Annotated in this window: 24 protein-coding genes and 1 pseudogene; 11 read left to right on the top strand and 14 right to left on the bottom strand. The window is 60.2% G+C overall.

What is annotated here, in order from left to right:
* Window positions 1-4 precede the first annotated feature (4 nt).
* The 4 genes from ACR0AO_RS06185 to rocF form a co-directional block, all read right to left on the bottom strand.
* Complete coding sequence (locus ACR0AO_RS06185; RefSeq protein ID WP_480601240.1) at window positions 5-1,636, bottom strand: S8 family serine peptidase; 1,632 nt, start codon at window positions 1,634-1,636, stop codon at window positions 5-7.
* A 156-nt stretch (window positions 1,637-1,792) separates the two neighbouring features.
* The gene (locus tag ACR0AO_RS06180; protein WP_480601238.1) at window positions 1,793-2,839 is read right to left on the bottom strand and encodes an ornithine cyclodeaminase; all 1,047 of its coding nucleotides are present in this window, start codon (window positions 2,837-2,839) and stop codon (window positions 1,793-1,795) included.
* Between the two features lie 6 nt (window positions 2,840-2,845).
* Window positions 2,846-3,766, bottom strand: coding sequence for a citrulline utilization hydrolase CtlX (gene ctlX / locus ACR0AO_RS06175; RefSeq protein WP_480601236.1), 921 nt, complete (start codon window positions 3,764-3,766; stop codon window positions 2,846-2,848).
* On the bottom strand, window positions 3,766-4,686 hold the full coding sequence (gene rocF / locus ACR0AO_RS06170) for an arginase (protein WP_480601234.1): 921 nt from the start codon (window positions 4,684-4,686) through the stop codon (window positions 3,766-3,768). The genes ctlX and rocF overlap by 1 nt, the downstream gene beginning before the upstream one ends.
* A gap of 86 nt (window positions 4,687-4,772) precedes the next feature.
* Here rocF and ACR0AO_RS06165 point away from each other — a divergent pair, with 86 nt between their 5' ends.
* On the top strand, window positions 4,773-5,201 hold the full coding sequence (locus tag ACR0AO_RS06165; protein ID WP_480601232.1) for an Lrp/AsnC family transcriptional regulator: 429 nt from the start codon (window positions 4,773-4,775) through the stop codon (window positions 5,199-5,201).
* A gap of 53 nt (window positions 5,202-5,254) precedes the next feature.
* Here the strand turns inward: ACR0AO_RS06165 and ACR0AO_RS06160 are convergent, their stop codons facing one another.
* Complete coding sequence (locus ACR0AO_RS06160) at window positions 5,255-5,722, bottom strand: YbaK/EbsC family protein (protein WP_480601229.1); 468 nt, start codon at window positions 5,720-5,722, stop codon at window positions 5,255-5,257.
* Between the two features lie 80 nt (window positions 5,723-5,802).
* On the opposite strand from ACR0AO_RS06160, the gene ACR0AO_RS06155 reads away from it, so the two are divergent.
* The 5 genes from ACR0AO_RS06155 to ACR0AO_RS06135 all read left to right on the top strand — a co-directional run bounded on the left by ACR0AO_RS06155 (window position 5,803) and on the right by ACR0AO_RS06135 (window position 11,079).
* The gene (locus ACR0AO_RS06155) at window positions 5,803-6,153 is read left to right on the top strand and encodes a DUF4440 domain-containing protein (RefSeq protein ID WP_480601226.1); all 351 of its coding nucleotides are present in this window, start codon (window positions 5,803-5,805) and stop codon (window positions 6,151-6,153) included.
* A gap of 63 nt (window positions 6,154-6,216) precedes the next feature.
* The gene (locus ACR0AO_RS06150) at window positions 6,217-9,021 is read left to right on the top strand and encodes a [protein-PII] uridylyltransferase family protein (protein WP_480601224.1); all 2,805 of its coding nucleotides are present in this window, start codon (window positions 6,217-6,219) and stop codon (window positions 9,019-9,021) included.
* The gene (locus ACR0AO_RS06145; RefSeq protein WP_480601222.1) at window positions 8,996-9,277 is read left to right on the top strand and encodes a hypothetical protein; all 282 of its coding nucleotides are present in this window, start codon (window positions 8,996-8,998) and stop codon (window positions 9,275-9,277) included. The genes ACR0AO_RS06150 and ACR0AO_RS06145 overlap by 26 nt, the downstream gene beginning before the upstream one ends.
* Window positions 9,278-9,322: 45 nt before the next feature.
* Window positions 9,323-10,534 (top strand): RSP_2647 family RNA methyltransferase, encoded by a 1,212-nt coding sequence (locus ACR0AO_RS06140; RefSeq protein WP_480601219.1) that lies wholly within the window; start codon window positions 9,323-9,325, stop codon window positions 10,532-10,534.
* A complete protein-coding gene (locus tag ACR0AO_RS06135) occupies window positions 10,531-11,079 on the top strand; it encodes an RSP_2648 family PIN domain-containing protein (RefSeq protein ID WP_480601217.1) in 549 nt (182 codons plus the stop codon). The genes ACR0AO_RS06140 and ACR0AO_RS06135 overlap by 4 nt, the downstream gene beginning before the upstream one ends.
* Before the next feature lie 31 nt (window positions 11,080-11,110).
* Here the strand turns inward: ACR0AO_RS06135 and ACR0AO_RS06130 are convergent, their stop codons facing one another.
* Entirely contained in the window at window positions 11,111-11,800 is a 690-nt protein-coding gene (locus ACR0AO_RS06130) for a M48 family metallopeptidase (RefSeq protein WP_480601215.1), read from the bottom strand.
* Window positions 11,801-11,973: 173 nt separating this feature from the next.
* Here ACR0AO_RS06130 and ACR0AO_RS06125 point away from each other — a divergent pair, with 173 nt between their 5' ends.
* Complete coding sequence (locus tag ACR0AO_RS06125; RefSeq protein ID WP_480601213.1) at window positions 11,974-13,734, top strand: hypothetical protein; 1,761 nt, start codon at window positions 11,974-11,976, stop codon at window positions 13,732-13,734.
* Between the two features lie 14 nt (window positions 13,735-13,748).
* On the opposite strand, the gene ACR0AO_RS06120 is transcribed toward ACR0AO_RS06125, so the two are convergent.
* The 5 genes from ACR0AO_RS06120 to ACR0AO_RS06100 form a co-directional block, all read right to left on the bottom strand.
* Window positions 13,749-14,933, bottom strand: a complete 1,185-nt coding sequence (locus ACR0AO_RS06120) for a vWA domain-containing protein (protein ID WP_480601211.1) — start codon at window positions 14,931-14,933, stop codon at window positions 13,749-13,751.
* Between the two features lie 4 nt (window positions 14,934-14,937).
* The gene (locus tag ACR0AO_RS06115; RefSeq protein WP_480601209.1) at window positions 14,938-15,105 is read right to left on the bottom strand and encodes an apolipoprotein acyltransferase; all 168 of its coding nucleotides are present in this window, start codon (window positions 15,103-15,105) and stop codon (window positions 14,938-14,940) included.
* 6 nt (window positions 15,106-15,111) lie between these two features.
* Window positions 15,112-16,476: a DUF2927 domain-containing protein gene (locus ACR0AO_RS06110; protein ID WP_480601759.1), complete on the bottom strand. Its 1,365-nt coding sequence runs from the start codon at window positions 16,474-16,476 to the stop codon at window positions 15,112-15,114.
* Window positions 16,476-16,925: an N-acetyltransferase family protein gene (locus tag ACR0AO_RS06105; protein ID WP_480601207.1), complete on the bottom strand. Its 450-nt coding sequence runs from the start codon at window positions 16,923-16,925 to the stop codon at window positions 16,476-16,478. Before ACR0AO_RS06105 ends, ACR0AO_RS06110 begins: the two co-directional genes overlap by 1 nt.
* A 122-nt stretch (window positions 16,926-17,047) precedes the next feature.
* Window positions 17,048-17,893, bottom strand: coding sequence for an AAA family ATPase (locus ACR0AO_RS06100; RefSeq protein ID WP_480601205.1), 846 nt, complete (start codon window positions 17,891-17,893; stop codon window positions 17,048-17,050).
* Window positions 17,894-18,269: 376 nt separating this feature from the next.
* On the opposite strand from ACR0AO_RS06100, the gene dksA reads away from it, so the two are divergent.
* A complete protein-coding gene (dksA, locus tag ACR0AO_RS06095; protein WP_480601755.1) occupies window positions 18,270-18,692 on the top strand; it encodes an RNA polymerase-binding protein DksA in 423 nt (140 codons plus the stop codon).
* 86 nt (window positions 18,693-18,778) lie between these two features.
* Window positions 18,779-19,915 carry an FAD-dependent monooxygenase gene (locus ACR0AO_RS06090; protein WP_480601203.1) on the top strand — a complete coding sequence of 379 codons (1,137 nt, stop codon included), beginning with the start codon at window positions 18,779-18,781 and terminating at the stop codon, window positions 19,913-19,915.
* 5 nt (window positions 19,916-19,920) lie between these two features.
* On the opposite strand, the gene xth is transcribed toward ACR0AO_RS06090, so the two are convergent.
* Window positions 19,921-20,700, bottom strand: coding sequence for an exodeoxyribonuclease III (gene xth / locus ACR0AO_RS06085; RefSeq protein ID WP_480601200.1), 780 nt, complete (start codon window positions 20,698-20,700; stop codon window positions 19,921-19,923).
* A 335-nt stretch (window positions 20,701-21,035) separates the two neighbouring features.
* Between xth and ACR0AO_RS06080 the strand changes: the two are divergent.
* A pseudogene (locus ACR0AO_RS06080) lies at window positions 21,036-22,414 on the top strand (IS3 family transposase).
* 108 nt (window positions 22,415-22,522) lie between these two features.
* Here ACR0AO_RS06080 and ACR0AO_RS06075 read toward each other — a convergent pair.
* Together ACR0AO_RS06075 and ACR0AO_RS06070 are read right to left on the bottom strand one after the other, a co-directional pair.
* Window positions 22,523-23,890: a sensor histidine kinase gene (locus ACR0AO_RS06075; RefSeq protein ID WP_480601197.1), complete on the bottom strand. Its 1,368-nt coding sequence runs from the start codon at window positions 23,888-23,890 to the stop codon at window positions 22,523-22,525.
* Window positions 23,887-24,555 (bottom strand): response regulator transcription factor, encoded by a 669-nt coding sequence (locus ACR0AO_RS06070; RefSeq protein ID WP_480601194.1) that lies wholly within the window; start codon window positions 24,553-24,555, stop codon window positions 23,887-23,889. The genes ACR0AO_RS06075 and ACR0AO_RS06070 overlap by 4 nt, the downstream gene beginning before the upstream one ends.
* A 139-nt stretch (window positions 24,556-24,694) precedes the next feature.
* On the opposite strand from ACR0AO_RS06070, the gene ACR0AO_RS06065 reads away from it, so the two are divergent.
* Window positions 24,695-25,783, top strand: coding sequence for a tricarboxylate transporter (locus tag ACR0AO_RS06065; protein WP_480601192.1), 1,089 nt, complete (start codon window positions 24,695-24,697; stop codon window positions 25,781-25,783).
* The last annotated feature ends 56 nt before the right edge of the window (window positions 25,784-25,839 follow it).

Raw genomic sequence — 25,839 nt, 5'->3', positions numbered from 1 at the left:
ACGCCTAACCCGCGCCGATTGCAGCGGTCAGGGCGGGCTTGCCGGACAGGGCGTCCGACAGATCCTGGGCGGTCGTATCGCGGGGAACCGGGCTTTCTTCGTCCAGCATCGCCTCGGCGCGTTTGCGGGCTCCGGCGCGGTATCGCAACCACAGCATTTCCGAGGCATAGTCCGCAAGGTCCGCCGTGAACTCGGCCGCGGCAGCCGGATCGGTATTGGCGAGCTGTCCCAAAAGCACATTCGCGCTGCTTTCCACGCCCGTCTTGCCCAGGTCAGAGGCGGCCACCGCTTCGTGCCCGGTTGCCGATTGCGGCAAGGGGGCATCCAGCGCGGATTTCGCGTCGAGAATGCCAGCCCCGAGATCCGTGGCCCCGTTCCAGGCGGAAGGCTTGCTGAGGCCGTGCGTGGCGCAGGCCATCCACATGGCCTGAACGGTTGTTCCTGCGGCGGCGGCCCTGGCGCGCAGCGCGGCCCGACCGCCATGCCTTGCAACCCAAAGGGCGGCAACGCCAGCCGTCAACGAGGTCGCGAGCGTCGTTCCCTGCGCTGCCTTGATGCCCCAGTCATGATCGATGGCCTTGTTCTTTGCCGCTCCCCACACATGCACTCCGGGTGCCGACAGCGTCACCTGCGGTCCGCGTCCGGTTCGTGCCCAGGGTTTGAGATCCGGCCCAACGGCGGCCAGCGCCGTGGCCAGACCGAAATCGGAATAGGCCGCCGGAAAGATCACGTCCGGCCAGCAGTTGCCGGCGGCGCAGATCACTACCAGTCCGCGCTCCACCGCCATTCGCAGCGCTTTTTCGGTGGACGACACGCGCACCGGGCCGCCTTGCGCCATCGCGATCACATCCGCGCCGTTGTTGATGGCATGAGCGATCGCTTTGGGCAGGGTGCGCTGTTCGAAATTGACCACGGATTTGATTGCCCGGACCGGCATAATCTTTGCGTCTGGTGCCGAACCCGTAATCGCCCCCGGCCCGCTAGTCTTGCCATCCATGTTGGCGCCGCCGCGCGAGGCGACCACCGATGTGACAAGGGTGCCGTGCCCCGGATGCTGCAACAGACTGTCGCTGAAACGGTCGGACGCATCCGTGCCACCCTCGACGAAATTGATCTGATGGGTCAGATCCAGCGCGCCTTCAAGCTCTCCATGAGTGGAATAGCCGGTGTCGATTACCGCAACCGTCGATCCCGCGCCGCGGCTGTGCTGCCAGGCCAAGGGTGTGCGGATCAGCTTGTGGACCCAGCCGAAGGTCTGTGCGCTGCTGCGCGGCGTCGAACATGAGAACAGCCCCGCCTCGGTCGTGACCGCCCCGATCGCCACGGCTCCAAAAAGGCTCTCGGGCAGAACAGGATTAACTTCGACTGCTTCCAGGGCCGCGCGTAATTGACGCGCAAAGGCAAAGGCTGCCGGTTCCTGACCTGTTACATCAGTGTTGGAAAACTCGGCAAAAAAGAACTGGTCCGTATCGGCGCCGAAAGCGGTTTCCACATCGGCCCCGGCGCCCGGCAGCGCTTGTTCGATCCGGGCTTGTACGTCCTGAGCGCTGGCCTCGGTGTCAAAGACCAGTTCGACAATCAGAGGTGCGCCGATATCCGGAGCCTGCGCGCGAAGCGTTGCGAGAAGATCATGCATGGCAAAATCCGCCATCGAATTGAAACAATCAGTACGTGTGAGGATAGCACAGATTGCACTTCAATTCACCCAATGCATGTGAACGCCTGAATGTTGCGCCAACGAAAAGACCGGGCAGAATGGCTCGCCCGGTACAAATTTGTCGTACGCAGACCTTTAGTTTTCCGCCCGCATCAGCATCCCGAACAGGTCCCGGGGATCGTCAGGGTCGGCCAGCATATCCAGCGGTTCATAGAAATTCGTGCCCCCGATGGCGGATTTGACATAGCGCAGGGCCGAGAAATCCTCGATGGCGAATCCCACGCTGTCGAACAGGGTGATCTGGCGTTCATCCCGCCGTCCTGTCGCCTGACCGGTGATCACTTGCCACATTTCGGTGACGGGATGATCGGGCGCCAGCGCCTGTATTTCACCTTCGATCCGGGTCTGCTCCGGGTATTCCACGAAAATGTCTGACCGCAGCAGGATATCGCGGTGCAGTTCTGTCTTGCCCGGACAATCGCCGCCGATTGCGTTGATGTGAACGCCCGGTCCGATCATGTTGTCGGTCAGGATAGTGGCGTATTTCTTGTCGGCGGTGCAGGTGGTGATGATCTGCGCGCCTTCGATGGCATCTTCGGCTGTGCTGCAGGGAACGATGGTCAATCCCTTGCCAGCCAGATTGGCCGCGCATTTCGCAGTGGCGTTCGCGTCAATGTCATAAAGGCGGACTGTGTCGATGCCGCAAAGGGCTTTGAAGGCGAGACACTGGAACTCGGACTGCGCCCCGTTGCCGATCATCGCCATGGTTTTGGATCCCCTGGGCGCAAGGTATTTTCCCACCAGCGCCGAGGTGGCCGCCGTGCGCAGCGCCGTCAGTATGGTCATTTCGGTCAGCAGAATCGGATAGCCGGTATAGACATCGGCCAACAGACCAAACGCCGTTACCGTCTGCAACCCCTCGGACGTGTTCTTGGGATGACCGTTGACGTATTTGAACCCATAGGCCTCGCCATCCGAGGTCGGCATCAGTTCGATGACCCCGTGCGGCGAATGGGCCGGAATACGGGGCGTCTTGTCGAAACTCTCCCAGCGTTTGAAATCGGCTTCGATCTGGTCAGCGATCTCGGTGATCATCCGCTCGACCCCCACATGGTGGATCAGGCGCATCATGTTGTCGACGGATACGAAGGGCACGAGGGCCTTGTCAGAAGGTTGCATCACGCACTCCTATCGGCGGGCAAGGTGAATGCCGGCGATCATGCAGCGGACCGATCCGCCGGCGGTTTCGATGGTGGGAATCGAGAGCGGCAGCGGCTTGGCGCTGGCCTCGATGATGGCGATCTGGTCCCGCGTCAGCGCGTCAAGCGCGCGGGCAGAGAGCGCCAGAACCAGGCCGTCGCGCCCGGTCAGCTCGATTGCGTTTCCGGCAAATTCCGCGATCTGATCATGTGTCAGGTCGATGACTTTGCGTCCGGTCTCTTCCAGCCGGGTTCGGATCGTCGCGCGCCGCTCAGGCTCGGTGATCATGTCCAGACAGATCATCGCATAGTTGGTGCCGATCCCCATCAGGACATTGGTGTGATAGACGTCGCGGCCCTGCGCGTCGCGCGCCTCGAACGCGATGGGTTCATAGTTGAAATGGGTGCAGAAGCGCTCCAGCAGCACCGGATCGGCGCGGTGGGATTTGACCGTATAGGCGATGCGGCCCACGTGATCGAGCACCATGGCTCCGGTGCCTTCCAGCGCCAGATCGTCCTGTTCCAGCCCGGAATAGTCGATCACGTCCTGAACCCGGTAATCCTGTTTCAGCATCTCGATCACGTCCGCGCGCCGCTCGCGCCGCCGCGACGGTACGAACATCGGATAGATCGCCACATGCCCGCCCGGATGGGTCGAGAACCAGTTGTTGGGGAATACGCTGTCGGGGGTGTCGCGATCGCCGTGATCGTCAAAGACGTGCACGGTCACACCGGCCCCGCGCAGTTGTTCCACGGCGCGGTCATGCTCATCCCGCGCGGCGGCCGAGGTGGCGGCGGCCGAGCGGTTGGCCAGCGTCTGGAACGCGTTGTCGTCGCGGGTTTCGGGGTTCGAGGCAAAGGCGTGCGGCCGGATCATCACCACGGCGGAAGGGGCTTGCAGGGACAGCATCAGAAACTCCGTGTCGGGCGGTCGAAGATACGGCGCCCCATCAGCGAGGCGGCCAGATCGACCATCAGTTTCGCGGTGCGGCCGCGTTCGTCGAGAAATGGGTTCAATTCCACCAGATCCAGCGATCGGACCAGGCCGCTTTCGTGCAGCAACTCCATCACCAGATGCGCCTCGCGTTCGGTTGCCCCGCCGGGAACCGTCGTGCCGACAGCTGGAGCGATGGCGGGTTCCAGGAAATCAACATCCAGCGAGACGTGCAAAACGCCGTTGGAGGTGCGCACGCGGTCCAGAAACGCCATCAGCGGCGTCCTGATGCCGTGCTCGTCGATGCTGCGCATGTCCACAAGAAATGCGTTGTCCTTTTCCAGCGCCGCACGTTCGTGCGGATCGACCGAGCGCAACCCGATCATGCCAACCCTGTCGGTCGGAACCGGGGCGGCGAGGGCAGGGAAGGCCTCGAAACCCGGCTGTCCGGTGAAATAGGCGACAGGCGTGCCGTGCAGATTGCCGCTGCCGGTGCTGTCAGGCGTGTGAAAGTCGCTGTGAGCATCAAGCCACAACACGAACAGCGGTCGCCCCTCGGCTTTTGCATGGGTTGCCATTCCCGCGACGGTTCCCATCGACAAGGCATGATCGCCCCCCATGAAGACCGGAATGCCCCGTGCGGCCGCGTTCAACACCGCGCGCGACAGAGCCTGTGTCCAGCCCACGCATTCGGGCAGCGCGAACAGATGTTCGTGTTCGGGTGTCTCGACCGAATCCGGCGCGATATCGCCCAGGTCGATCACGCGGTGTCCCAAATCTGAAAGCGCCGGCTCAATTCCCGCCACGCGATAGGCGTCGGGCCCCATCCGGCAGCCCTGGCGTCGTTTCCCCGCGTCCATCGGAACGCCCAACAGCAAGAGATCGTTGTTTTCCATACCCTGATTTTGTGCCCGAAGCGGTCTTGCCGGAAGAGACCAAATTGCTCAAAATGGAACCAATCCACTCACAATGGAATATGGAAATGGACGATCTGGATAGTCGCCTTTTGAACGCACTGCATCGGGACGCGCGCGCGTCACTGTCGGAACTGGCCGAGCATCTGGGCGTTACCCGCACCACGATTCGGACCCGGCTGCAAAGGCTCAAGCAATCGGGCGAAATCGTGGGCTTTACCGTCCTTACGCGTCAGGACGTGGCGCAAAGCCCGGTCCGCGGCTTGATGATGCTGGGGATCGAGGGGCGGGGAACCGAACGGATCATGTCACGGGTCTCGGCAATGCGGCAGGTGCGGGCGGTTCATTCGACCAACGGCACCTGGGATCTGATCGCCGAGATCGGCACCCGGACACTTGAGGAGCTGGACGAGGTCATTTTCACCATCCGGCGCATGGACGGGGTCACGCGGTCGGAAACCAACCTGTTGCTTTCTACCCGCAAGGGGCGTGTCTGAGCTGCCAAACGAGCCAAATCCGAAAGGCCACAGCTTCTTTAAATGGGGCAAGGCTAGACCGTGAAATCGACCAACTCGGCCCCGGTGACGCCAAGCAGTGCGTCGGGCATGATCTGAAACACATGGCGTGGCGTGCCTGCTGCGGCCCAGACAGAGTCGAAGTCTTTCAGACGCGGGTCGAAAAACGCCCTGATCGGGGGCAAATGGCCAATCGGGGCCACGCCGCCAATTGCAAATCCGGTTTGCGAGCGAACCAAACCGGCATCCGCCTTGCCAAGGTTCTCTCCGGCGGCTGCCTCGGCCTTTTCGGGACTGACCGTGTTCCCTCCGGCAGTAAGAAAAAGAATGGCCGCACCGGATTGTCCGCCCCGAAAAATGATCGACTTTACGATCTGATCCAAAGCACAGCCCACTGCGTCGGCGGCGTCCTGTGCCGTCCGGGCATTTTCGGTTTCACGGATATCGATTGCCAAACCGGCCTGTTCCAAAGCCGCTCGCACGCGTTTGAGGCTTTTGCTCATGTTTTGTCCCTGTTGACCGATCAAGATCCGCTGCGCATCCTGCACGCATGGAAAGTCGTGAATTGTGCACCGGTCCGATAGTGGACCAAATCCTTTTGCTGGAAAAGAAAGTTTGGCAGGCTCTGGTCGACGGCGACGCCAAAGCGGATCGTGAACTGCTTAGCGACGATTTCACCGGTGTCTATCCAACGGGGTTCGCCACAAAGGAAGAACATGTCGGGCAGTTCGCGGCCGCCCCGACAATGGCTGAATTCCATCTTAGCGAAGTTCGTTTGCGTATCCTGACCGACGATGCAGTGCTGTTGTCCTATCGAGCCGATTATCGGCGGCCAGAGGCATCGGCACGCGAGGCGATGCTGATTTCTTCCTTGTGGGAAAATCGCGCCGGGCGATGGATCAATACGTTCAGTCAGGACACTCCGGTCAACTAGACAGGACTGCCCGACCTGTTTGTCCCATTGACCTGACCGCAGCTCGATGCGCAACCTGCGCGCATGACCGATGCACTTGCCATTTCCCGCCTGCCGCGCCCGTTCGATCCGTCCTTGGGGGACGAGGCTCGCGCCGCTGTTCCGGGTTTGACACCCGATCAGGGTGCCCTGATTGCGGGGGCCGCCGGAACAAGTCCCTATCTCAAAAACCTGATCGATCGCGAGGCCGACTGGATTGCGCCGGCTCTGGCAGATCCCGATGCCGCTTTGGCCGACATTGCTCGGGATGCCCGTGCCTTGCCTCCGGATCAGCTGAAATCGGGATTGCGGCAGGCCAAGGGTAGGCTGGCATTGCTGACCGCGCTGGCGGACCTGTCCGGTGCATGGCCGCTTGCGAAGGTGACCGCGGCGCTGACCGATTTTGGCGCTCTGGCCGCCGATGTGGCCGCCAAGGCGGAAATCGCGGCTCTGATCCGACGCAACAGGTTGCCAGGCATGACCGAGGACGATGTTGAGACCGCTGCCGGCATGGTCATTCTGGCAATGGGAAAAATGGGCGCGCATGAGCTCAACTACAGTTCTGACATCGACCTGATCGTGCTTTTTGACGAAACCCGGTTCGACCCTGACGATTTTTTCGAAGCGCGTCAGAACATGGTGCGGGCAACGCGTAATTTTTGCGCGGTGCTCAGCGAAAAGACGGCAGACGGATATGTTTTCCGAACCGATCTGCGGTTGCGGCCTGACCCTGCTGTCACGCCCGTATGCGTGGCGATGGAGGCGGCGGAACGCTACTATGAAAGCCTGGGGCGAACCTGGGAACGCGCCGCCTATATCAAAGCGCGTCCCTGCGCCGGGGACATTGCGGCTGGAGAGCGGTTTCTGGAAACTCTGCGTCCCTTCGTGTGGCGGCGGCATCTGGATTTCGCCGCCATTCAGGACGCTCATGACATGCGCCTGCGAATCCGCGAAAACAAGGGCACGGGCGGCGCGTTCTCCATCCCTGGCCATGACATGAAGCTGGGGCGGGGCGGCATACGGGAAATCGAGTTTTTCACCCAGACACGACAGTTGATCGCCGGTGGGCGCGACCGCGATCTGCGGGTGCGGGGAACGGTCGAGGGACTGGCGGCGCTGGCGGCCAAGGAATGGATACCGGAGGATGTGGCGAACAAACTGACCGATCACTACCGCGCCCACCGCGAGGTTGAGCACCGCATACAGATGGTTCACGACGCGCAGACACACAAGGTGCCGCAATCGGAAGATGGAATTGAACGGATCGCCTGTTTGATGGGGATGGATCGCGGCGAGCTGATCGGCGAACTAACGCACCGGTTGACCGAGGTGCATGAGTTGACCGAGGGATTTTTTGCGCCCGGTCCCGGCGTGGCGCCGACGCCGGTTGAGGCGTTTGAATTCGACGCCGGTATTCTGGCGCGCTGGCCCACTTATCCGGCGCTGCGGTCGCAACGGGGCGCGCGGATATTCGAACGACTGAAGCCGGAGATTCTGACCCGCCTGTCCAGAACGGCAAAGCCCGACGAGGCGCTCATGGCGCTCGATGGCTTCCTGTCGGGTCTGCCGGCCGGAGTACAGCTTTTTTCGCTGTTCGATGCCAATCCCCAGTTGATCGACCTGCTTGTCGATATAGTGGGCACCTCCCATGCCCTGGCTGGGCATCTGTCGCGTAACTCTTCCGTCTTCGACGCGGTGATTGGCGGCGATTTCTTTGCCGACTGGCCGGGGCAGGCGGCCTTGCAGGCGGAATTGAGCGCCGCGCTGGCTGCAGAAGACGACTATGAAACCCAGCTAGACATGGCGCGCCGCTGGACCAAGGAGTGGCATTTCCGGATCGGTGTCCATCATCTGCGCGGCCTGATCGACAGTGCCACTGCCGGGGGTCAATATGCCGATCTGGCCGACGCCGTGATCGCGTCAATCCTGCCATTCGTCATGTCGCAATTCGCGGTCAAGCATGGCCCGGCACCGGGGCGAGGGCTGGCGGTGCTGGGTATGGGATCGTTAGGGGCAAGCCGCATCCACTCGCAATCCGATCTGGACATGATTGTCGTATATGACCCGCTGGATCAGGATTTTTCGGACGGTCCGCGCCCACTGGCGACCCGAACTTATTATGCCCGGCTGACACAGGCGCTAATCACGGCCATGTCCGCTCCGATGTCCCAGGGCCGGTTGTACGAGGTCGACATGCGCCTGCGCCCATCGGGCAATCAGGGGCCCGTGGCCACGAGCCTCACCAGTTTCAAGAACTATCAACAGAACGAGGCCTGGGTATGGGAACATCTGGCTCTGACCCGCGCACGTGCCGTGACCGGAGACAACAGACTGTGCCGTGAAATCGAGCAATTTCGGGCCGGGCTCATATCGCAACCCAAGGACCGCCGGAAAATCCTGCGCGAAGTCGCCGAGATGCGGGCGCGGCTGGCCGAAGCGAAATCTCCAACCGGAATTTGGGACGCGAAAACCGGGTCGGGCCGGCTGCTGGACATCGAACTGATGGCCGAGACCGGAGCGCTTCTGGCCGGAGTTATTGAAAGGGATGTCCAGGCCGGTCTTGATGGTGCCGTCGCTGCCGGTCTGCTCGATGTCGCAGATGCCCGATCTCTGAAAGACAGCTATGGCCTATGCTGGTCGGTGCAAACGGCGACGCGGCTGCTGTCCGGCAAGGCGATCGAGACCGACAAGATCGGTGAGGGCGGGGCGGCGTTCCTGTGCCGCGCCACCGGTTTCGAGCAGGTCGAAGCGCTTCAGGCCGCGCTGGAACAGAGCTATGAGTCAGCAGCGTCGCTGATCGAAACCGCAATCGGAAAGGATATCGATGCCCCGCAGCAACGATCCGAATGACCCCAAGGGGCTGATCCGCGAAGCCTATCGCATCGAAGGCATCACCATGCCCGAGTGCCGCAGCATCTTTCTGGACTGGGCGCTCAGCCTGCCGGTCGATCTTGACCAGGCTCAGGCACTGCGGGAATTGCATGCGGCATATTCCCCGGACACGCCGGATCACCCGATGACCCAGGTCCTGAGCGATGGGTTGACTGCGGCAAAGGCTCCACGTCGGCGCGGCGGATGGAAGTCCCGCCCGCGGGGGCAGGGCTGACGAGGGGGCTTTCGCCTTGCGCGCAACCGAATTATGACGGCGCACATGACAGCGCCTTCAATCAGATCCGACCGACCGCGAATCCGTCTCAAACCCAAGGCCAATGCCCGTGGAATGCGGCACGGGTTTCCCTGGGTCTATGCGAACGACATCGTCACCGACCGGCGCACACGAAAGATCGCGGCGGGCGCGCTTGCGGTTCTCGAAGATGACAAGCGGGCGCCTGTCGCGCTGGTCGCGGTCAATCCGAATTCCAAGATCATGTGCCGGGTGCTGGACCGCAATATTGACGCGGTGCTGGATACCGCTTGGTTCGAGGCTCGGCTGGGCCACGCGCTGGCCTTGCGCGAGCGTTTGTTCGACGCGCCGTATTACCGGCTCGTCCATGCCGAAGCCGACAGGTTTCCGGGGGTGATCATCGACCGGTTCGGCGATGTCTGCGTGATCCAGCCCAACGCTGCCTGGGCCGAAGCGCATCTGGATCTGCTGACCGATGCGCTGGTGAACGTGACTGGTGTCTCGACCGTGCTCAAGAACGCCTCGGGGCGGACGCGCGGGCTTGAAGGGCTGGACGATATCAGCGTTACCCTGCGTGGACAGACCCCCGTCGACCCGTTGCCTGTACCTATGAACGGGGCGACGTATATGGCCGATCTGACAGGGGGTCAGAAAACCGGCCTGTTCTACGATCAGCGTCTGAATCACGCCTTTGCCGCCCGGCTTGTGCATCCGCAGGCGCGGGTTCTGGATGTTTTCAGCCATGTTGGCGGTTTCGCCCATGCCATGCTGGCAGGTGGTGCCGCGCGGGCGCTGTCGATCGACGGCTCGGCCGCTGCGCTGGATCTGGCCGTTGCGGGGGCCGAGGCATCCGGATTTGGCGACAGATTCTCGACCCGGCAGGGCGATGCGTTCGAGGTTCTGACGGCCTTGGGCGAAGAAGGCGCTCAATTCGATGTGGTGATATGCGATCCGCCTGCGTTCGCGCCGTCGAAACAGGCCCTTGATGCTGGTCTGCGCGCCTATGAGCGTGTCGCGCGGCTGGCGGCGCCGCTGGTCGCGCCGGGGGGCTATCTGGGCCTGTGCTCCTGCTCTCATGCCGCCGATCTGAGCCGTTTCCGGGATGCCTCGGCGCGTGGGGTTGGTCGGGCCGGACGGCAGGCGCAACTGATTCATACGGGCTTTGCCGGACCGGATCACCCGCAATTGCCGCAATTGGCCGAAAGCGGCTACCTCAAAGCGGTGTTTTTCAGACTGTGAAGGCTGTCCTCGACACTTGCGTGATCTACCCCACGGTCATGCGCGAGATGCTGCTCGGCGCCGCCGGCCTTGGCCATTTCACACCGCTCTGGTCTGCCCGCATTCTCGAAGAATGGGCGCGGGCAGCACGCAAGCTGGGTCCCGGGGGCGAGACACAGGCACGAGGCGAAATCGCCTTGACCCGGGCGGCCTGGCCGCATTCGGAACTGCCACCGGCACCGGGGGTGGAAAAGCGGCTATGGCTGCCGGATAGCGCCGATATCCACGTGCTGGCCGTCGCGGTTTCGGGGTCCGCCGATGCCATCGTCACCGTCAATGCCCGCGATTTTCCAAAGCATATCCTTGCCGAGGAAGGGCTGGACCGGATCGACCCCGATGCGTTGTTGCACGGGTTCTGGTGCGACGATCCGGAAGGTCTGTCAGAGGTGGCCAGCCGGGTTCTGGCCGAGGCCAATCGTCTTTCCGGCGATCAATGGACATTGCGAGGGCTTATGAAAAAGGCGCGCCTTCCGAGGCTGGGCAAGGCGCTTGCGTCTTCTGCCTGAGTTTGTTTCCGATGATATGAACGGCTGAGCCTCAGCCAATCGTTTCCCAGCGCTGCTCAAGTTTTTCCAGCGCAGCGATCCGCTCGTCGGTCTTGGGGTGGCTCATCAGCCATGCGGGCGTCACGCCCGCGCGCTGCTGGGTCAGGTCTTCGAGTTTGCGAAACAGCGATTTCTGCGGTCCGATCCCGATCCCGGCTTTGGTCAGCAACGCGGCGGCATATTCATCCGCTTCATACTCATCTGCCCGGGACAGGCGCGAGGCCAGCAAAGCAGTCAGGCCATTGGCGATCCATACACCGATCAGGGGAACGAAGCGGTTCAAAAAAATGATCAACACGGTTCGCAGGGCATTCTGGCCGGAAAAATCGATCATCCGCCGCCTTGCGTGACCGAGGGCGACGTGCCCCAGTTCATGCGCGATGACGCTTGCCATTTCCTCGGCCGACACTTCTCCGGTGCCGAACTTGCGATAGAAGCCGCGGGTGATAAATATCCGTCCGTCGGGAGCCGCAAGCCCGTTTACCGGGTCGATTTCGTAGATGTAGACCGGAATCCGCGCCAGATCGAGCGCGGCGGCCAACCGGTCAGTCATCCTCTTCAGGGCCGGATCGGCAAGCTCGGTCGATTTGGCATCCAGTTCCCGATGCGTGCGCCAGACCGAAATCCGGTACATCACAATGGCATAAAGCAGGGCCAGCAGGATCGGAGTAACACGAAGCATGGGTTAGATATGGGGCAGACGGGCCGATCCGGCAAGCGGTCCAATTGGCGACCGGGCCATAGCGAAATCCAAATTCTTGACAAACAGAGGCTCGCCCGCACAATCAAAGAAAACAATTTCTTGGGAAAACGGTTATGGGTTCTTGGTGCAGGGGCGGAACAGCTCTTTCAATATTGGTATTTTCAGCGACGATATCGCCGGCGCAGGAGCGCATCGAAATCTCGGAAGGGGAACTGACGCTGTCCGCGCCATCGTCGATAGAGTGTTCCGAGCCGCCCGAATTCAAACTCGAAGGTTCGGCGGCTACGCTGTTTGCCAAGGATCGTACACAGGTGAACCGGATCGTATCTCAGATGGCAAAAGGGCTGGCGCAAAGCTGCCCCGAGGTCGAGATGCTGTCAGTTGCGGGCGAGGACCGTGGCGTGCGCTATTCCTTCACGGTGCATCGAAAGGATGGGTGGCAACTGGATCCGCCCGAAGAACCCGAGGCCGCAGAAACTGCGGCTGAGCAGACCGGGCAGAAAGCACCTGTTCCGGAAAAGCCGAAAAAGGCCCAAACGGCAAAACCTTCGATCAAGCCGGGACTAGGCTTCGAACAATTCGCGGGCGTATTCGGGCCGGTGAAATCGGTTCGCGGATATGTGCCACTCAATCATGACGATATCTGGTCGCGCGCTCTGGCCGCGCGCGCATTCGCCGAACGGCCCGAGATCGTTCAGAACGACGAATTGGCCGTCGAGATCGCGGAACGCATGTTGACGCCGGTTGAGTATCAGCAATTTCAGGGACCGCTGGCCAACAAGCGGGTCCACCAATGGTCCGTGTTCGAGCGCCGGGATCTGGCGAACCGCGTGCGCACACAGTTGGCGCAGGGGTTGGACACGCGCCGCCAGACGGGCCCGATCAATGTGTACCATTCGGTTCCCATGCAGCTCGGAGAATATGATTTCAACACGGGCTCTTTCCCGCTGAACGGCGAACAATTACGCGGTTACAATGCGCCCCGCTGGAGAACCATGCAGGTGTCAAACGCATTTGACGGGATCGTGCTGCCGAATGAACTCGTCGCCAGCGTTGATCAGGCCCGGCAATTGGATGACTATTTGCGCCAGCGAAACGACAATCGCCTGTATCTGGCGATTTTCGCACAGATCACGCCTGATTTGCCGCCCTCGCTCGAACAACATGGTTCCTATCAACCGGCGGCGCAAAACACAGAACTGAAACAGATCGCCCTTTTTGCCGACGCGGGGCTGACGCAGATCCTGTTTGACTACACCCCTGCTCTGGCGGAACGTCAGGCAAAGGCAGATCAGGTGGCGGAGTATCTGCGGCAAGCGATTTCCGGCGGTGAGGATTTCGTGCGCGCGGTCGGAACCTTGACCGACAGCGACGCTGCCGCCGAATTCATGGCTCAGTCATATGTAAACAGCGGTGCGCAACCGCGAAAAACCGCAGAGCAGATTTTGGCCGAATTCGGTGATACCCGCGGCCCCACCATGATGACCTTTGGCGGGTCCCTGCAGATTGGAAATTATGATCCGGTGAGAAAAGTTCTGCCGGTTCAGAACTTCAACGCCCATAATCAGAATTTCCAGACGCTGCCGATAAGCTTCAGCATGAGCAACACGTTTTTTCCGCAGGTCACCGAAATTCCGGTGACCGAGGAACAAGCGCGTGCCGTGGTCGAGGCGGCCAACAGCAATCGCCAGCTGGAATTCCGGCTTGATGCGGAAATGGTGACCGGCAACTATCAGAACAGCCAGCCGACCTACCTCTATCTGGAAACGACACATCGCCCGCATCGCATGGTGCTGTTTTCCGGACGAAACGGAGAGATCCCGGCAAGACGAGAGGTACTTTTGGATATCGAGCTTCCCGAATCCGGTTCGGGGGTGCCGTCGCTGCTGGAGAGCTTGAGAATCGATCAGTAAATCCTTGGCGGCGATCAGCGGGTCAGTTCACGCATCCCCTGTTCCAACCCGGCCAGCGTCATTGGCACCATGCGATCCTGAAAAATCTCGCGGACCATGCCGATGGAATGGGTGTAGTCCCAGTATTTTTCAGGTACCGGATTGATCCACAGGTTCGATGACCATTGTTCGCGGGCACGTTCCAGCCAGACCTGCCCGGCCTCCTGATTCCAATGCTCGTTCGCACCGCCCGGATACGCGATCTCGTAGGGGCTCATCGATGCGTCACCAACAAAGATGCATTTATAATCCGGCCCATAGGTGCGCAGTACCTCATGGGTGGGGGTCTGCTGGTCCCAGCGGCGGCGGTTGTCACGCCAGACCCCTTCATAAAGGCAGTTGTGGAAATAGTAATATTCCAGATGCTTGAACTCGGCGCGGGCGGCCGAGAACAGCTCTTCCACGACTTTGATATGCGGGTCCATTGAGCCGCCCACATCCAGAAACAGGATCACCTTGACCGCATTATGGCGTTCGGGGCGTTCCTTGACGTCGAGATAGCCGTGTTCGGCGGTGGCGCGGATGGTGCCGTTGAGGTCAAGCTCCATCGCCGCACCTTCGCGCGCCCAGCGGCGCAGGCGTTTGAGCGCCACCTTGATGTTGCGGGTGCCCAGTTCGACCGTGTCGTCAAGATTGCGGAACTCGCGCTTGTCCCAGACCTTGACGGCGCGCTGATGGCGGCTTTCCTTTTGCCCGATCCGCACACCTTCGGGATTGTAACCATAAGCGCCAAAAGGCGAAGTTCCCGCCGTGCCGATCCATTTGTTGCCGCCCTGATGGCGGCCCTGCTGTTCCTTGAGACGCTCGCTCAGCGTCTCCATCAGCTTTTCGAACCCGCCAAGTGCTTCGATCTCGGCCATTTCCTCGTCGCTCAGATGTTTCTCGGCCATCTTCGCCAGCCAGTCGGCGGGGATATTCACGGCCTCCAGCACCTGTTCGAATCCGATTTCTTCAAGCCCCTTGAAACTGGCGGCAAAGGCGCGGTCGAATTTGTCGATGTTGCGCTCGTCCTTCACCATCGAGGTGCGGGCAAGAAAATAGAACGCTTCGACGTCATAGGTTGCCAGACCCCGCTTCATCCCTTCGAGAAAAGTCAGGTATTCGCGTAGGGATACGGGAATACCGGCTTTCCTGAGGTTTTCGAAAAAGGGTAGGAACATCGCGTCAAACCATGAATCTGTGAACCGCCAGTGTCGTGATCATTCCCAGCAACGCAAACGCAATCGCGTATCCGGCGGCATATTGGGCGATATCCGCCCGGCTTCCATTGCGCTTGCGGGCCGTCACGCCCCCCACGATTGCCCCAAGCACGGCCAACGCCAAAACGATCATATCTTCTTATCCGCCCAACCTGTTACGGGGGTTCAGGAGCGCGATGTCTTCCATCACCGAGCGAACCTCCCAGTCCGAGCCGAACCCGTACCGCGCCCATCCGATACTGTCCAGTCTGAGCGCACGGGCCTGATCCGGCTTTCCGGTCAGATCCAGCGCCTCGGCCTTGAGCATCATCAGCGTTGCCAGCATTGCGGCATTCTCGGCGCGGGCCGTGACTTCTATGCTGGGATTGACCTGGCGCAGCGCCGTGGCCCCATCACCCTGCGAGATCGCAAATGCCGCAGTTTGCGCCACGACATAGGCCCGGTGCAGTTCGGTGTCCGGAGTTTGCGACAGAAAGTGCAGTGCGGTCCCATAGTGAAGCTGCGCCTGTTCGGGATCGTCCAGTTGAATCATCCGCCCGATAAGGTAGTGCGGAAAGGCGCGACGCTGGTCGTGCCATCCGGATTGTTCGGCGATCGTGGCCGCCCGGTTGGCCGCACGGCGCCGTTGCGATGGATCTGCATTCGGCCCCAGCGAAATCTGCACCGCATCAATCCAGCTGCGCGGTGTTTCGTAATATGTGGTGGAGCGGACGAAATCCCCGCTCGGATTGAGACGGCTCAGCACTCCGGGCAGGGTGGCGGCGACCTGTCCGCGCCCCATGCCGCTGCGCAATTCCGGCGCATAGGTCGCGCGCAGAACCAGCATGTCGAACCCGGTCAGAACCGTGTGAACATTGTCGTCGTTAAAGACCGAATCCGGCAACCTGTAGAGATCGTTGAGCGGCCCCAGCGCCTGTGCCAGTTCCTCGTGCAGGCAATCCCTTACCTCTTGCGGACTGACGTCATAGGGGATGAAAATGCCCAGCCGCTCGCGCTTGGTCAGGGTTGACCAGTTTGTCTTGGGGCTGCGCCGGTCACGGCGGTATTCGGCAAGGCTGGAGACGTTGGGAACGACAAAACACGCGGCTTGTGGAAGCGCGCGGTGGATCTGGTCACGGCTGACGGCCTCGATGGTGATGTTCGCATTGCTTTCAGCCGTGCGGTGAATATCAATCCCGGCTTCACGTCGCAATCGCACCAGCAGGCGGTCCAGATCGGTGTTCATGGTCGGGGGCGGTGATCCGGTTACGCGCACGGTGATCGGCGTTTCAAAGCGGGTGAACATGGGCAGTTCACGCCCGCTTTCCAACTCGAAATGCAACGACAGGAAATCCGCCGCGATATTGGCATTCGACCGTGAAGGCGCCTTGGGTTGCGCCGTCGAAAAACTTTTCATCGGCGGCAGGACACTGCTTGCAACCTGCGTGCGCGTGGCGACATCCTGCGTCGGGAGGGTGCTGCAGCCGGCCAGGGTCGTGGCCAATATGAGGGCGGCGCGGCGGATCACGGGCGGTTGTACCTTATGAACGGGGTCAGCTTGCCCACGCGATCATACAGCTTACGTGCGGGTTCGTTGAAATCCTGCGTTAGCCAATAGACCGAGGGCGCGCGCTGGCGGTCGGCCTCGGCATAGACTGCCTCAATCAGGGCGCGGCCGACCCCGGTGCCGCGCGCTTCGGGGCGGGCATAGAGGTCCTGCAGGTAGCAGGTGTTTTCGATCTTCCACGCGTGGCGGTGAAACAGGTAATGGGTAAGGCCAATCAGCCGCCCGTCAAGCTCGGCCACGAAGCATGAGAAGTCTTGCGGATCGTCGCCCAAAAGTCGCTTAAAGGTGGTCTCATAGACGTCCTCGGGGACCGAGGTCTTGTAGAACGCCAGATAGTCCCGCCACAGCTCGCCCCATTCGGGCCGGTCCGTTTGGCGCAAGTCCCGGATGACGAGTTCACTGGTCACGCTTTTATTTCCCCGGTGTTGCACGGTTTCGACCAGCCTGCACCGGTCACGACAAGCCGCATGGTCGCATTCCGGTCCGGTGAAGGCAAGCGGGCAGGGGCCGCAAACGCGGCATTTGCCGCCTAGCGTTGTCCCCGAGCCATGAAGGCCAGACGCTCGAACAGATGTACGTCCTGCTCGTTCTTCAGCAGCGCCCCGTGCAGTTTCGGCAGGGCATTTGCCCCGTCACGCTTGAGATCTTCGGCGCTCAGATCCTCGGCCAGCAACAGTTTGAGCCAGTCCAGCACTTCCGAGGTTGAGGGTTTCTTTTTCAGCCCCGATGTTTCGCGAATTTCATAGAACTGGGTCAGTGCCGTTGTCAGCAATGCCTCCTTGATGCCGGGGTGATGTACTTCGACAATCCGCCGCATCGTCGTTTCGTCCGGAAAACGAATGTAGTGAAAGAAGCAGCGGCGCAGGAATGCGTCAGGCAGTTCCTTTTCGTTGTTCGAGGTGATGATAACGATTGGGCGGTGTTTGGCCCGGATTGTCGCGCCGGTCTCGTAGACATGGAACTCCATCTTGTCGAGTTCCTGCAGCAGGTCATTCGGGAACTCAATGTCGGCCTTGTCGATCTCGTCGATCAGCAGCACAACCTTTTCGTCGGCCTCGAATGCCTGCCACAGTTTTCCTTCTTTGATATAGTTGCCGACGTCGTGAACCCGTTCATCGCCCAGCTGACTGTCGCGCAACCGGCTGACCGCATCATATTCATACAGTCCCTGCTGCGCCCGCGTGGTGGACTTGATGTTCCACTCGATCATTTTCAGCCCAAGCGCGTTCGCCACTTGCCTGGCCAGTTCGGTCTTGCCGGTTCCGGGTTCGCCTTTGACCAGCAAGGGCCGTTCCAGCGTAACGGCGGCGTTCACGGCGATGTTCAGGTCGTCGGTCGCCACATATTCTGCGGTTCCTTGAAAACGTGCGGTCATGAAACTCTCGTAAATTGGCCGGGGCGGAGAATGCGTTGTCGCCACCGGGTTACTCGCGGGCGCGGCAATTGACAAGCCCGACGCCGGGTCGCGGATGGTCGCCTGCCTTCCGGTTGTCGCCGTGGCGCCGTGATTCGCGCCTCGGTTGGCAGCGGGTGTCCGGGTGCCTCAAAATTGACAGACGAACTCCACAGAAAAACTAGGTTCTTCTGCAAGATGTCTCATATTTAGACGAGTTAATCGTTTGGTCGGATATCGCAGTGTTTGTGTAGTGACATTCCTCGTTCCGTCGGATAAACGCACCGCAGAAGGGGAGAGCCGAATGTCAGGTGAAGCAAGAATGACCGACGTTTCCGGCCATGCTGAGGGAGCAGATATGAAGCAGGAAGTTTTTCTGCCGGAAGATTACCGTCCGGCCGAAGATGAACCTTTCATGAATGAACGCCAGCTTGAGTATTTCCGCCGCAAGCTGCTGAACTGGAAAAGTGAACTTTTGGCGGGAAGCCGCGACACGATCGAAGGGCTTCAGGGGAATACCCGCAACATTCCCGACGTTGCAGACCGTGCAAGCGAGGAAACCGATCGCGCGCTGGAGCTGCGGACCCGCGACCGTCAGCGCAAACTTGTGGCCAAGATCGAATCCGCATTGCGCCGGATCGACGAGGGCGAATACGGGTATTGCGAAGTGACCGGTGATCCGATTTCGCTCAAGCGGCTTGATGCCCGACCGATCGCGACCATGACCTTGGAAGCGCAGGAACGGCATGAGCGTCGTGAAAAGGTGCACCGCGACGATTGATCGCTGAGCCATCTTCGACAGAATGAACGCCGGGGCCTTTCGCTCCGGCGTTTTTCCGTTATGCCGTGCGCATGGATATCAACGGCTTGAAAATCTGTGTTGCTGGCGCCGGTATTGGCGGCCTTGCCGCCGCGATTGCCCTGCGAAAAAGGGGTGCTTCGGTTCGCGTTCTGGAACAGGCATCAGAGATTGCCGAAGTCGGGGCCGGGCTGCAGATCAGTGCGAACGGTATCGCGGTTCTGCGCGCTCTCGGCGTCGAAGGCGATGTTCCGCAGGGCGGAGTGCGATCCCAGGGCACGGTCGTGCGGGACTTTCGCGCTGGCAGGCGGATCACCGAACTACCTCAGCCGAAAGCGGGGCCGACCTATTACTATCACCGCGCCGACCTGATTGAGCTGCTGCGCGATGCGGCGGTTCGCCAGGGTGTTGGAATCGACCTCGGGACAACCGTTGTTTCGACCCGGGCCGAGGGAAAAGCCGCGACGCTCGAAGTGGAAGGCGGTGCGCGGATCGAGGCGGATTGTGTCATCGCCGCCGATGGCGGTCGCAGCCGTCTGCGGACCGGGTTGGTTGGCCGGGAAACACCCGAATTCACCCACCAGGTGGCGTGGCGCGCGACAATTCCCTGGACCGGCGACCCGGGCCGGACACGCGCCAGCCTCACCATGGGTCCGCGCCGCCATGTTGTGCTCTATCCCCTGCGCGATCACGCCTTGATGAACATTGTGGCCGTCGAGGAGCGCTCTGACTGGCGCGAGGAGGGCTGGCAACGGCGGGGCGATCCCAATGAGTTGCGCGCGCGCTTTCACGACTTTGGCGGCGAGGTCGCCGAGATGCTCGGCGAGGTGCAGGAAACGTTCCTTTGGGCTTTGTTCCTGCGCCCGGTCGCGCCCCTGTGGCAGAACGGATACATGGCCCTGCTGGGCGACGCGGCGCATCCAACGCTTCCGTTCATGGCGCAGGGCGCCTGCCTTGCGCTGGAAGACGCCTGGGTGTTGGCCCGCTCGTTCGAAACCGAAAACAGCGTCCCCCAAGCGCTCGCCGCTTACGAAGCCACCAGAGCGAAACGCGCCAGACGGGTGGTAGCTGCGGCGGCAGCAAATGCGCGCAACTTTCACCTCGGCGGGCCAATGCGTCTGGCCGCACAACTGGCGCTGAGTACGCTCGGTCCAAAGCTCAGTCGCCGCTACGAATGGATTTACGGCTACGACGCGACGGCCTGAGCGGATCAGAGGTCCATCTCGACCCAGACCGGCACATGATCCGACGGCTTTTCCTGTCCCCGCACCTCGGAATCGATCCGGCAGTCCAGCAATAAATCGGCGGCTTGCGGGGTCATCAGAAAATGATCGATCCGGATGCCGTCATTCTTGTTCCAGGCCCCTGCCTGATAGTCCCAGAACGAATAGTGCCCGGGTCCCTGCGTGCGAGCGCGAAATGCTTCTGTGAATCCCAAATTCAGGATTTTGCGATACGCCGCGCGGCTTTCAGGGCGAAACAACGCGTCTTCGCGCCAGGCTTCCGGTCGCTTGGCATCCTCGGCTTGCGGTATGATGTTGTAATCTCCAGCCATCAGCGCCGGTTCTTCCGATGCCAGCAATGCATGCGCGCGGGCGTACAAGCGCTCCATCCACGCCAGTTTGTACTCATATTTCGGTCCCGGCACCGGGTTGCCGTTGGGTAGGTACAAACCGCAAATGCGCAGCGCCCGTTTGCCCACGACCGTCGCCTCGATCCACCGGGCCTGTTCGTCATCGGCATCGCCGGGCAACCCGCGCGTGATGTCCTCCAGCGGCAGTTTCGACAAAATCGCCACGCCGTTGAAGCTTTTCTGTCCGTGGGTTTCAACGTTGTATCCGCGATCCTCGAACAACACGCGAGGAAAGTTCTCGTCCACCGATTTGATTTCCTGCAGCAGCACGACATCCGGTTGCGCTTCATCCAACCAGCGGGGCAGGGCTTCGGCCCGCGCCTTGATGCCGTTGATGTTGAACGTGGCGATTTTCATGCGCGAACCTCCGATGCCTTGTCGCAACCTATCGCGCAGAAAAGACCCGGCGGCAAGATCGTGAAGGAGTTTGCAAGGTTCTGCCTCGTGCTCCGGGATATTTTTGGCCAGATGAAGAAACGGATCCATAACCAAACTAGACTGAAATGGTTGAGCGGTACAGGCGGGGACGCCGATGACCGCGCCAGGTGAAGCTCTTGTCTGACGTCAGCGCCAATGGGGCAGTTTAGGTTGATTTGATAAGAGAGAGTTTCTGGCTCATCGTAACCGCCAAGGAGTGGAGATGAGATAGGTCAAAGCGTTAAGCGTTTGATCCAGTGGATCAAACATAGCGCATGACCGGAACCAAGCAGAGCCACGGCGAGAAGGTCGTTAAGGACACTCGCCGAGCGACCCGCAAACAGTATTCCGCAGTAGAGAAGATCAGGATCGTGCTGGACGGCCTGAAGTGTGAGGACAGCATTGCCAAGCTCTGCCGCCGTGAAGGCATTGCACAGAGCCTCTACTACAGCTGGTCCAAACAGTTCCTGGAGGCGGCAAGAAGCGGCTGGCAGGTGACACGGCACGTGCCGCGACATCGACCGAGTTCAAAGACCTGCACCGTGAAGCCCGCGATCTTAATGAAGTTGTGGCAGAACAGGCCCTGGAACTGCGCCTGCTCAAAAAAAGCATGATCGCGGATGGGGACGACGACGAATGAGATATCTGTCACCCTGCAGTCGCTGCTTGCAGCGATGAGAGGGCTGCATCCGAAAAACTGGAAATCATCCGCTTGGTTGAGCAATCGCATCTGCCGACCAAACGCACTTTGGAAAAGCTGGGCATTCCGAAGACCACCTTCTATCGCTGGTACGACCGATATCTCGTCGGTGGCCCTGAGGCGCTTGAAGATCGTCGCCCAACGCCGTCACGGATCTGGAACCGCATTCCCTCGCCCGTGCGCGAGAAGATCAGGAATCTGGCTCTGAAGGAAAGCGATCTATCGCCTCGCGAGCTCGCCGTGCGCTTCACCGACACGGAAAAGTACTTTGTGTCAGAGGCTTCGGTCTATCGTATCCTCAAGTCCTACGATCTGATCACCAGCCCGGCTTATGTGGTTCTGTCCGCTGCGGATGAGTCCCGGGACAAGACAGCAAGGCCGAACGGGCTTTGGCAGACAGGCTTCACATATTTGAAGGTCATCGGTTGGGGCTGGCTCTATCTCAGTACGATCCTGGACGACTACAGCTGATACGTCATTGCATGGAAGCTTTGTACGACGATGAAGACTGAGGATGTGACAGACACGCTGGACTTGGCGCCACAGGCGTCAGGCTGTGATCAGGCAACCGTGCTGCACAAGCCGAGTCTGCTCAGTGACAACGGGTCCAGCTACATTTCCGGCGAACTGGCCGGTTGGCTGGAAGATCAGCAAATGGATCACCTGCGTGGTGCGCCATATCATCCGCAAACCCAATGCAAGATCGAGCGCTGGCATAAGACCCTCAAGAACCGCATCCTGTTGGAAAACTACTATCTGCCTGGAGATCTCACGCAGTAGATTGACGCCTTCGTCGAGCATTGCAATCACCGTCGATGCCACGAAAGCCTGCAAAACCTCACGCCCGCTGACGTCTACTTCGGACGAGGCCAGACTATTTTGAAACAACGAGAAAGGATCAAACGAAAGACCATCGAAACCAAGCGCTTGCTTCACCGCAAATCCGCCGCATAATCGATCCAACCAGATGAGCCAGATACTCTCTTAGATCAGACAGCTCCCAGGTCCAAAACCTCTGATGACGGACAGTTTCTTCGGGTTCCTAGTAGAACTCGAAACGATTTACCGAGCTATAGGAAGCTCAAGTGTAACGCTCGCTCCCTTTTCGACTTGGTTGATTGCGACCATCCCTCCGTGGCGCTTTGCCACTTCAGAGACGATTGACAACCCCAAACCGCTGCCTTCGGAATGCTCCAGCTGCGAAAACCGACTGAACGCTGCTTCGCTTTGGTCAGGCGAAAGATCTGTTCCGTCATCGGCCACAGTAAGATTGACGTGCCCGCCATCACAGCGCAGCGCAACTGAAATTCGGCTCAACTTAGCGCCACCGTGCTTAACCGCGTTGTCCAGCAGGTTTTTGATGGCCTCAGTCAAAAAGACCTGATCCCCTGATACCATGATTGCCGAGTCCGGCATCGTGACCTCAAAATCGATCCCTTTTGCGAGGATGTGTGCGCCCATCTCTGCACAAGCCTCTTCCACGATTAAGCGGAAATCAATCTTATCCATCTGATCCTGATGCGTGGGCTGCCGCAGTCGTTCCAGCGACAAAAGCTGCTCGGCCACCGTGGCCGAATTCTTTGCCGCTGTCACAAGCTCGACAATGCGTTGGTCCTTGTCCTCATCCGTTTTTGCATCTCGCAATGCCTCGGCCATGGACTGGACCGCGGCTGCCGGATTTCGCAGCTGATGTGCAGCTTCTGAAATAAACACCTGATGGGCGTTGATGCTGTGTTCGACCTGCCCAAACAGTCGGTTCAACGTTCGGACAATGCCATGGACTTCGACCGGGACCGGGCGTTTGATCTTGCTGAGGTCGTCGGGTGAGCGCAGGTCAATGGCGTCCTGCAAATCCAGCAACGGCCGCAGGCCGCGCGCGACGCCGAACCAGACGACAAAGGCAAGGGTGGCCAGCAGGATACCCATCAGGATCGCCGCGCGGATCGACAACTCATTGGCAAAGGCATTGCGGTCCGCAATGCGTTGCCAGGCCGTGACCGTCGCATCCCCCACCAGATTATCCAGTGTGACCCGTTCGGTCATTTTCAGCACACGCACGGGTTCGTCACGATATACCGCCTCGAAAAATCGCGGTTGGTAAACCTCCTGCTTCGACGGGTTTGCTGAGGCCGGGGGATATGCGTACCCGGTTACGTAGATACCGCCGGGTCCGGTTACGTGATAGAAAATCTCTCCACCCGATGCATCGCGGATCAAGCTACGCGTGGTGGGCGACAAGGCATCGCCTTCTGAAACTGCCACATCGCGTGAAATCGCCAGACCGGCGGATAACAGGCTGTCGTCAAAAAGCTCTCGCGCCGTTTGCTGGGCAACTGTGTAGCGCCAATATCCAAGCAGGATTGCGAGCAACACCAACGGTGTCAGGATCAGAATGAACAGTCTAAGTCTGAGCGAACCATGCCTGATCACTTCTGCACCTCAAGCAGGTATCCTAGGCCACGCGCCGTCTTGATCCGGATACCAAGGTTCTGAAGCCGCTTGCGCAACCGCGATACATGCGGTTCAACGGCAGAGTCATCGACATCTGCACCCACGCCGTAGACATAATCAGTCAGATGGCCTTTGGGGACAATCCTGCCGCGCCGTTCCAGCAGGCATTCAAGCACGGCCATTTCCCGGCGTGGCACATCTAGCACCTGACCGTTTGCGCTGACCTGCCGTGCGGTGCGGTCAAATTCCAGGTCTCCGATGATCTCGCGCGCGCCGTAGTCCAGTTGCTTGCGGCGGGACAGGGCGCGGATACGGGCCTCAAGCTCGTCCATCTCGAAAGGTTTGACCAGATAATCATCGGCGCCCATGTCCAGACCCGAGACTCGATCACTGGTTTCGGTGCGTGCGGTCAGCAGAATGACGGGGGCGCTGTCACCGCGGTTGCGCAAGGACCGCAAGATCTCAAGCCCGGACCGACCGGGAAGGTTGATGTCCAGAACGATCAGGTCTGCGCCTTCCTGCTCCAGATACAGATCGGCCGCGTCGCCGTCTGTCAGCACATCAGCGGCATGGCCCCGATCCCGCAGGCGATAGGCAATGGCGTTGGCGAGGGTCTCATTATCCTCGACGATGACAATCCGCATCGGGTCTCCTGCAAGTTTCACGCAAGGTTGGCGTTCCATGATTGCCAGATGGGAAGGGGAATCAACCCCACAGTTCTATTTGCGATCACGGTGGCGCGGAGGGCGCTGACGTGGTTGTCTGGTCAACAGGGAGGAACCAATGGCCATTTCCAAATTCACCCGTCGCGCTGTCGTGGGGCTGATCGCCGCCGCCGGACTTGCCGCGCCTGCAGCTGCCGAGGTCGATTTTTCAGGCAAGACCATCGAATGGGTAATCCCGTTCTCGGAAACGGGCGGGTCCGCCAAATGGGCTAACTTCTTTGCACCGCTTCTGTCCGAGGCGCTGCCGGGTCAGCCGACTGTTGTGGTCAAATTCATGCCGGGCGCTGGCTCGACCAAAGGCGCGAATTGGTTTCAGGAGCAAAACCACGATGACGGCACGCTGCTGTTCGGCACATCCGGTTCGACCCAGTTTCCCTATCTTTTGAGCGACCCGCGTGTGCGCTACGAGTATAACGACTGGATCCCGGTCATGGCGTCCGGAACCGGCGGTGTTGCCTATCTGAATGCCGAGGATGGTGCCAAGTTTGATGGCTCGGCGAATGCTCTGAAAGACACCAGTTTCATCTACGGTTCGCAGGGCGCAACCCGTCTGGACCTTGTCCCACTGCTGGCATGGCAGATGTTGGGCATGAATGTTGAACCGGTTTTCGGCATCAAGGGCCGTGGTGACGGCCGTCTGATGTTCGAACGTGGTGAAGCCAACATCGATTATCAGACCTCTTCTGGCTATCTGGGCGGTTCAGTCCCGCTGGTCGAAGCCGGTCAGGCCGTGCCGATGATGACTTGGGGTGCACTGGATGCCGATGGTAATATCGTGCGTGATCCGACTTTCCCGGACATTCCGACTTTCAAGGAGGTTTGCGAGGCCACCGATGGTTGCGAAACCAGTGGTGAGGCATGGGATGCGTGGAAGGCCTTTTTTGTTGCGGGTTTCCCGGTGCAGAAGCTGGCTTTCCTGCCGGGTGACACGCCTCAGGAAGTCGTAGATGCCTATACCGCGGCCTTCCAGGCCGTGACTGAGCGCGGCGATTTCGCCGAGATCTCCTCCAAACGCGTGGGCAAGTACCCAGTGTTCGTCGGCGATAGCTCGAAATCGGCACTGCAAACAGCGACCAATGTCGGCGACAATGCCAAGAAATACGTCCTGGCTTGGCTAAAAGAAGCCTACGGCGTCGAGCTGAACTAAGCCGACACGCCGCAGCGCGTGCCCAACGCAGGGCGCGCGCCTTTCCGTACACAAGA

It is taken from the genome of Ruegeria sp. AF8 (assembly GCF_056541825.1).
This window is presented reverse-complemented; position numbering and strand designations above follow the sequence as displayed.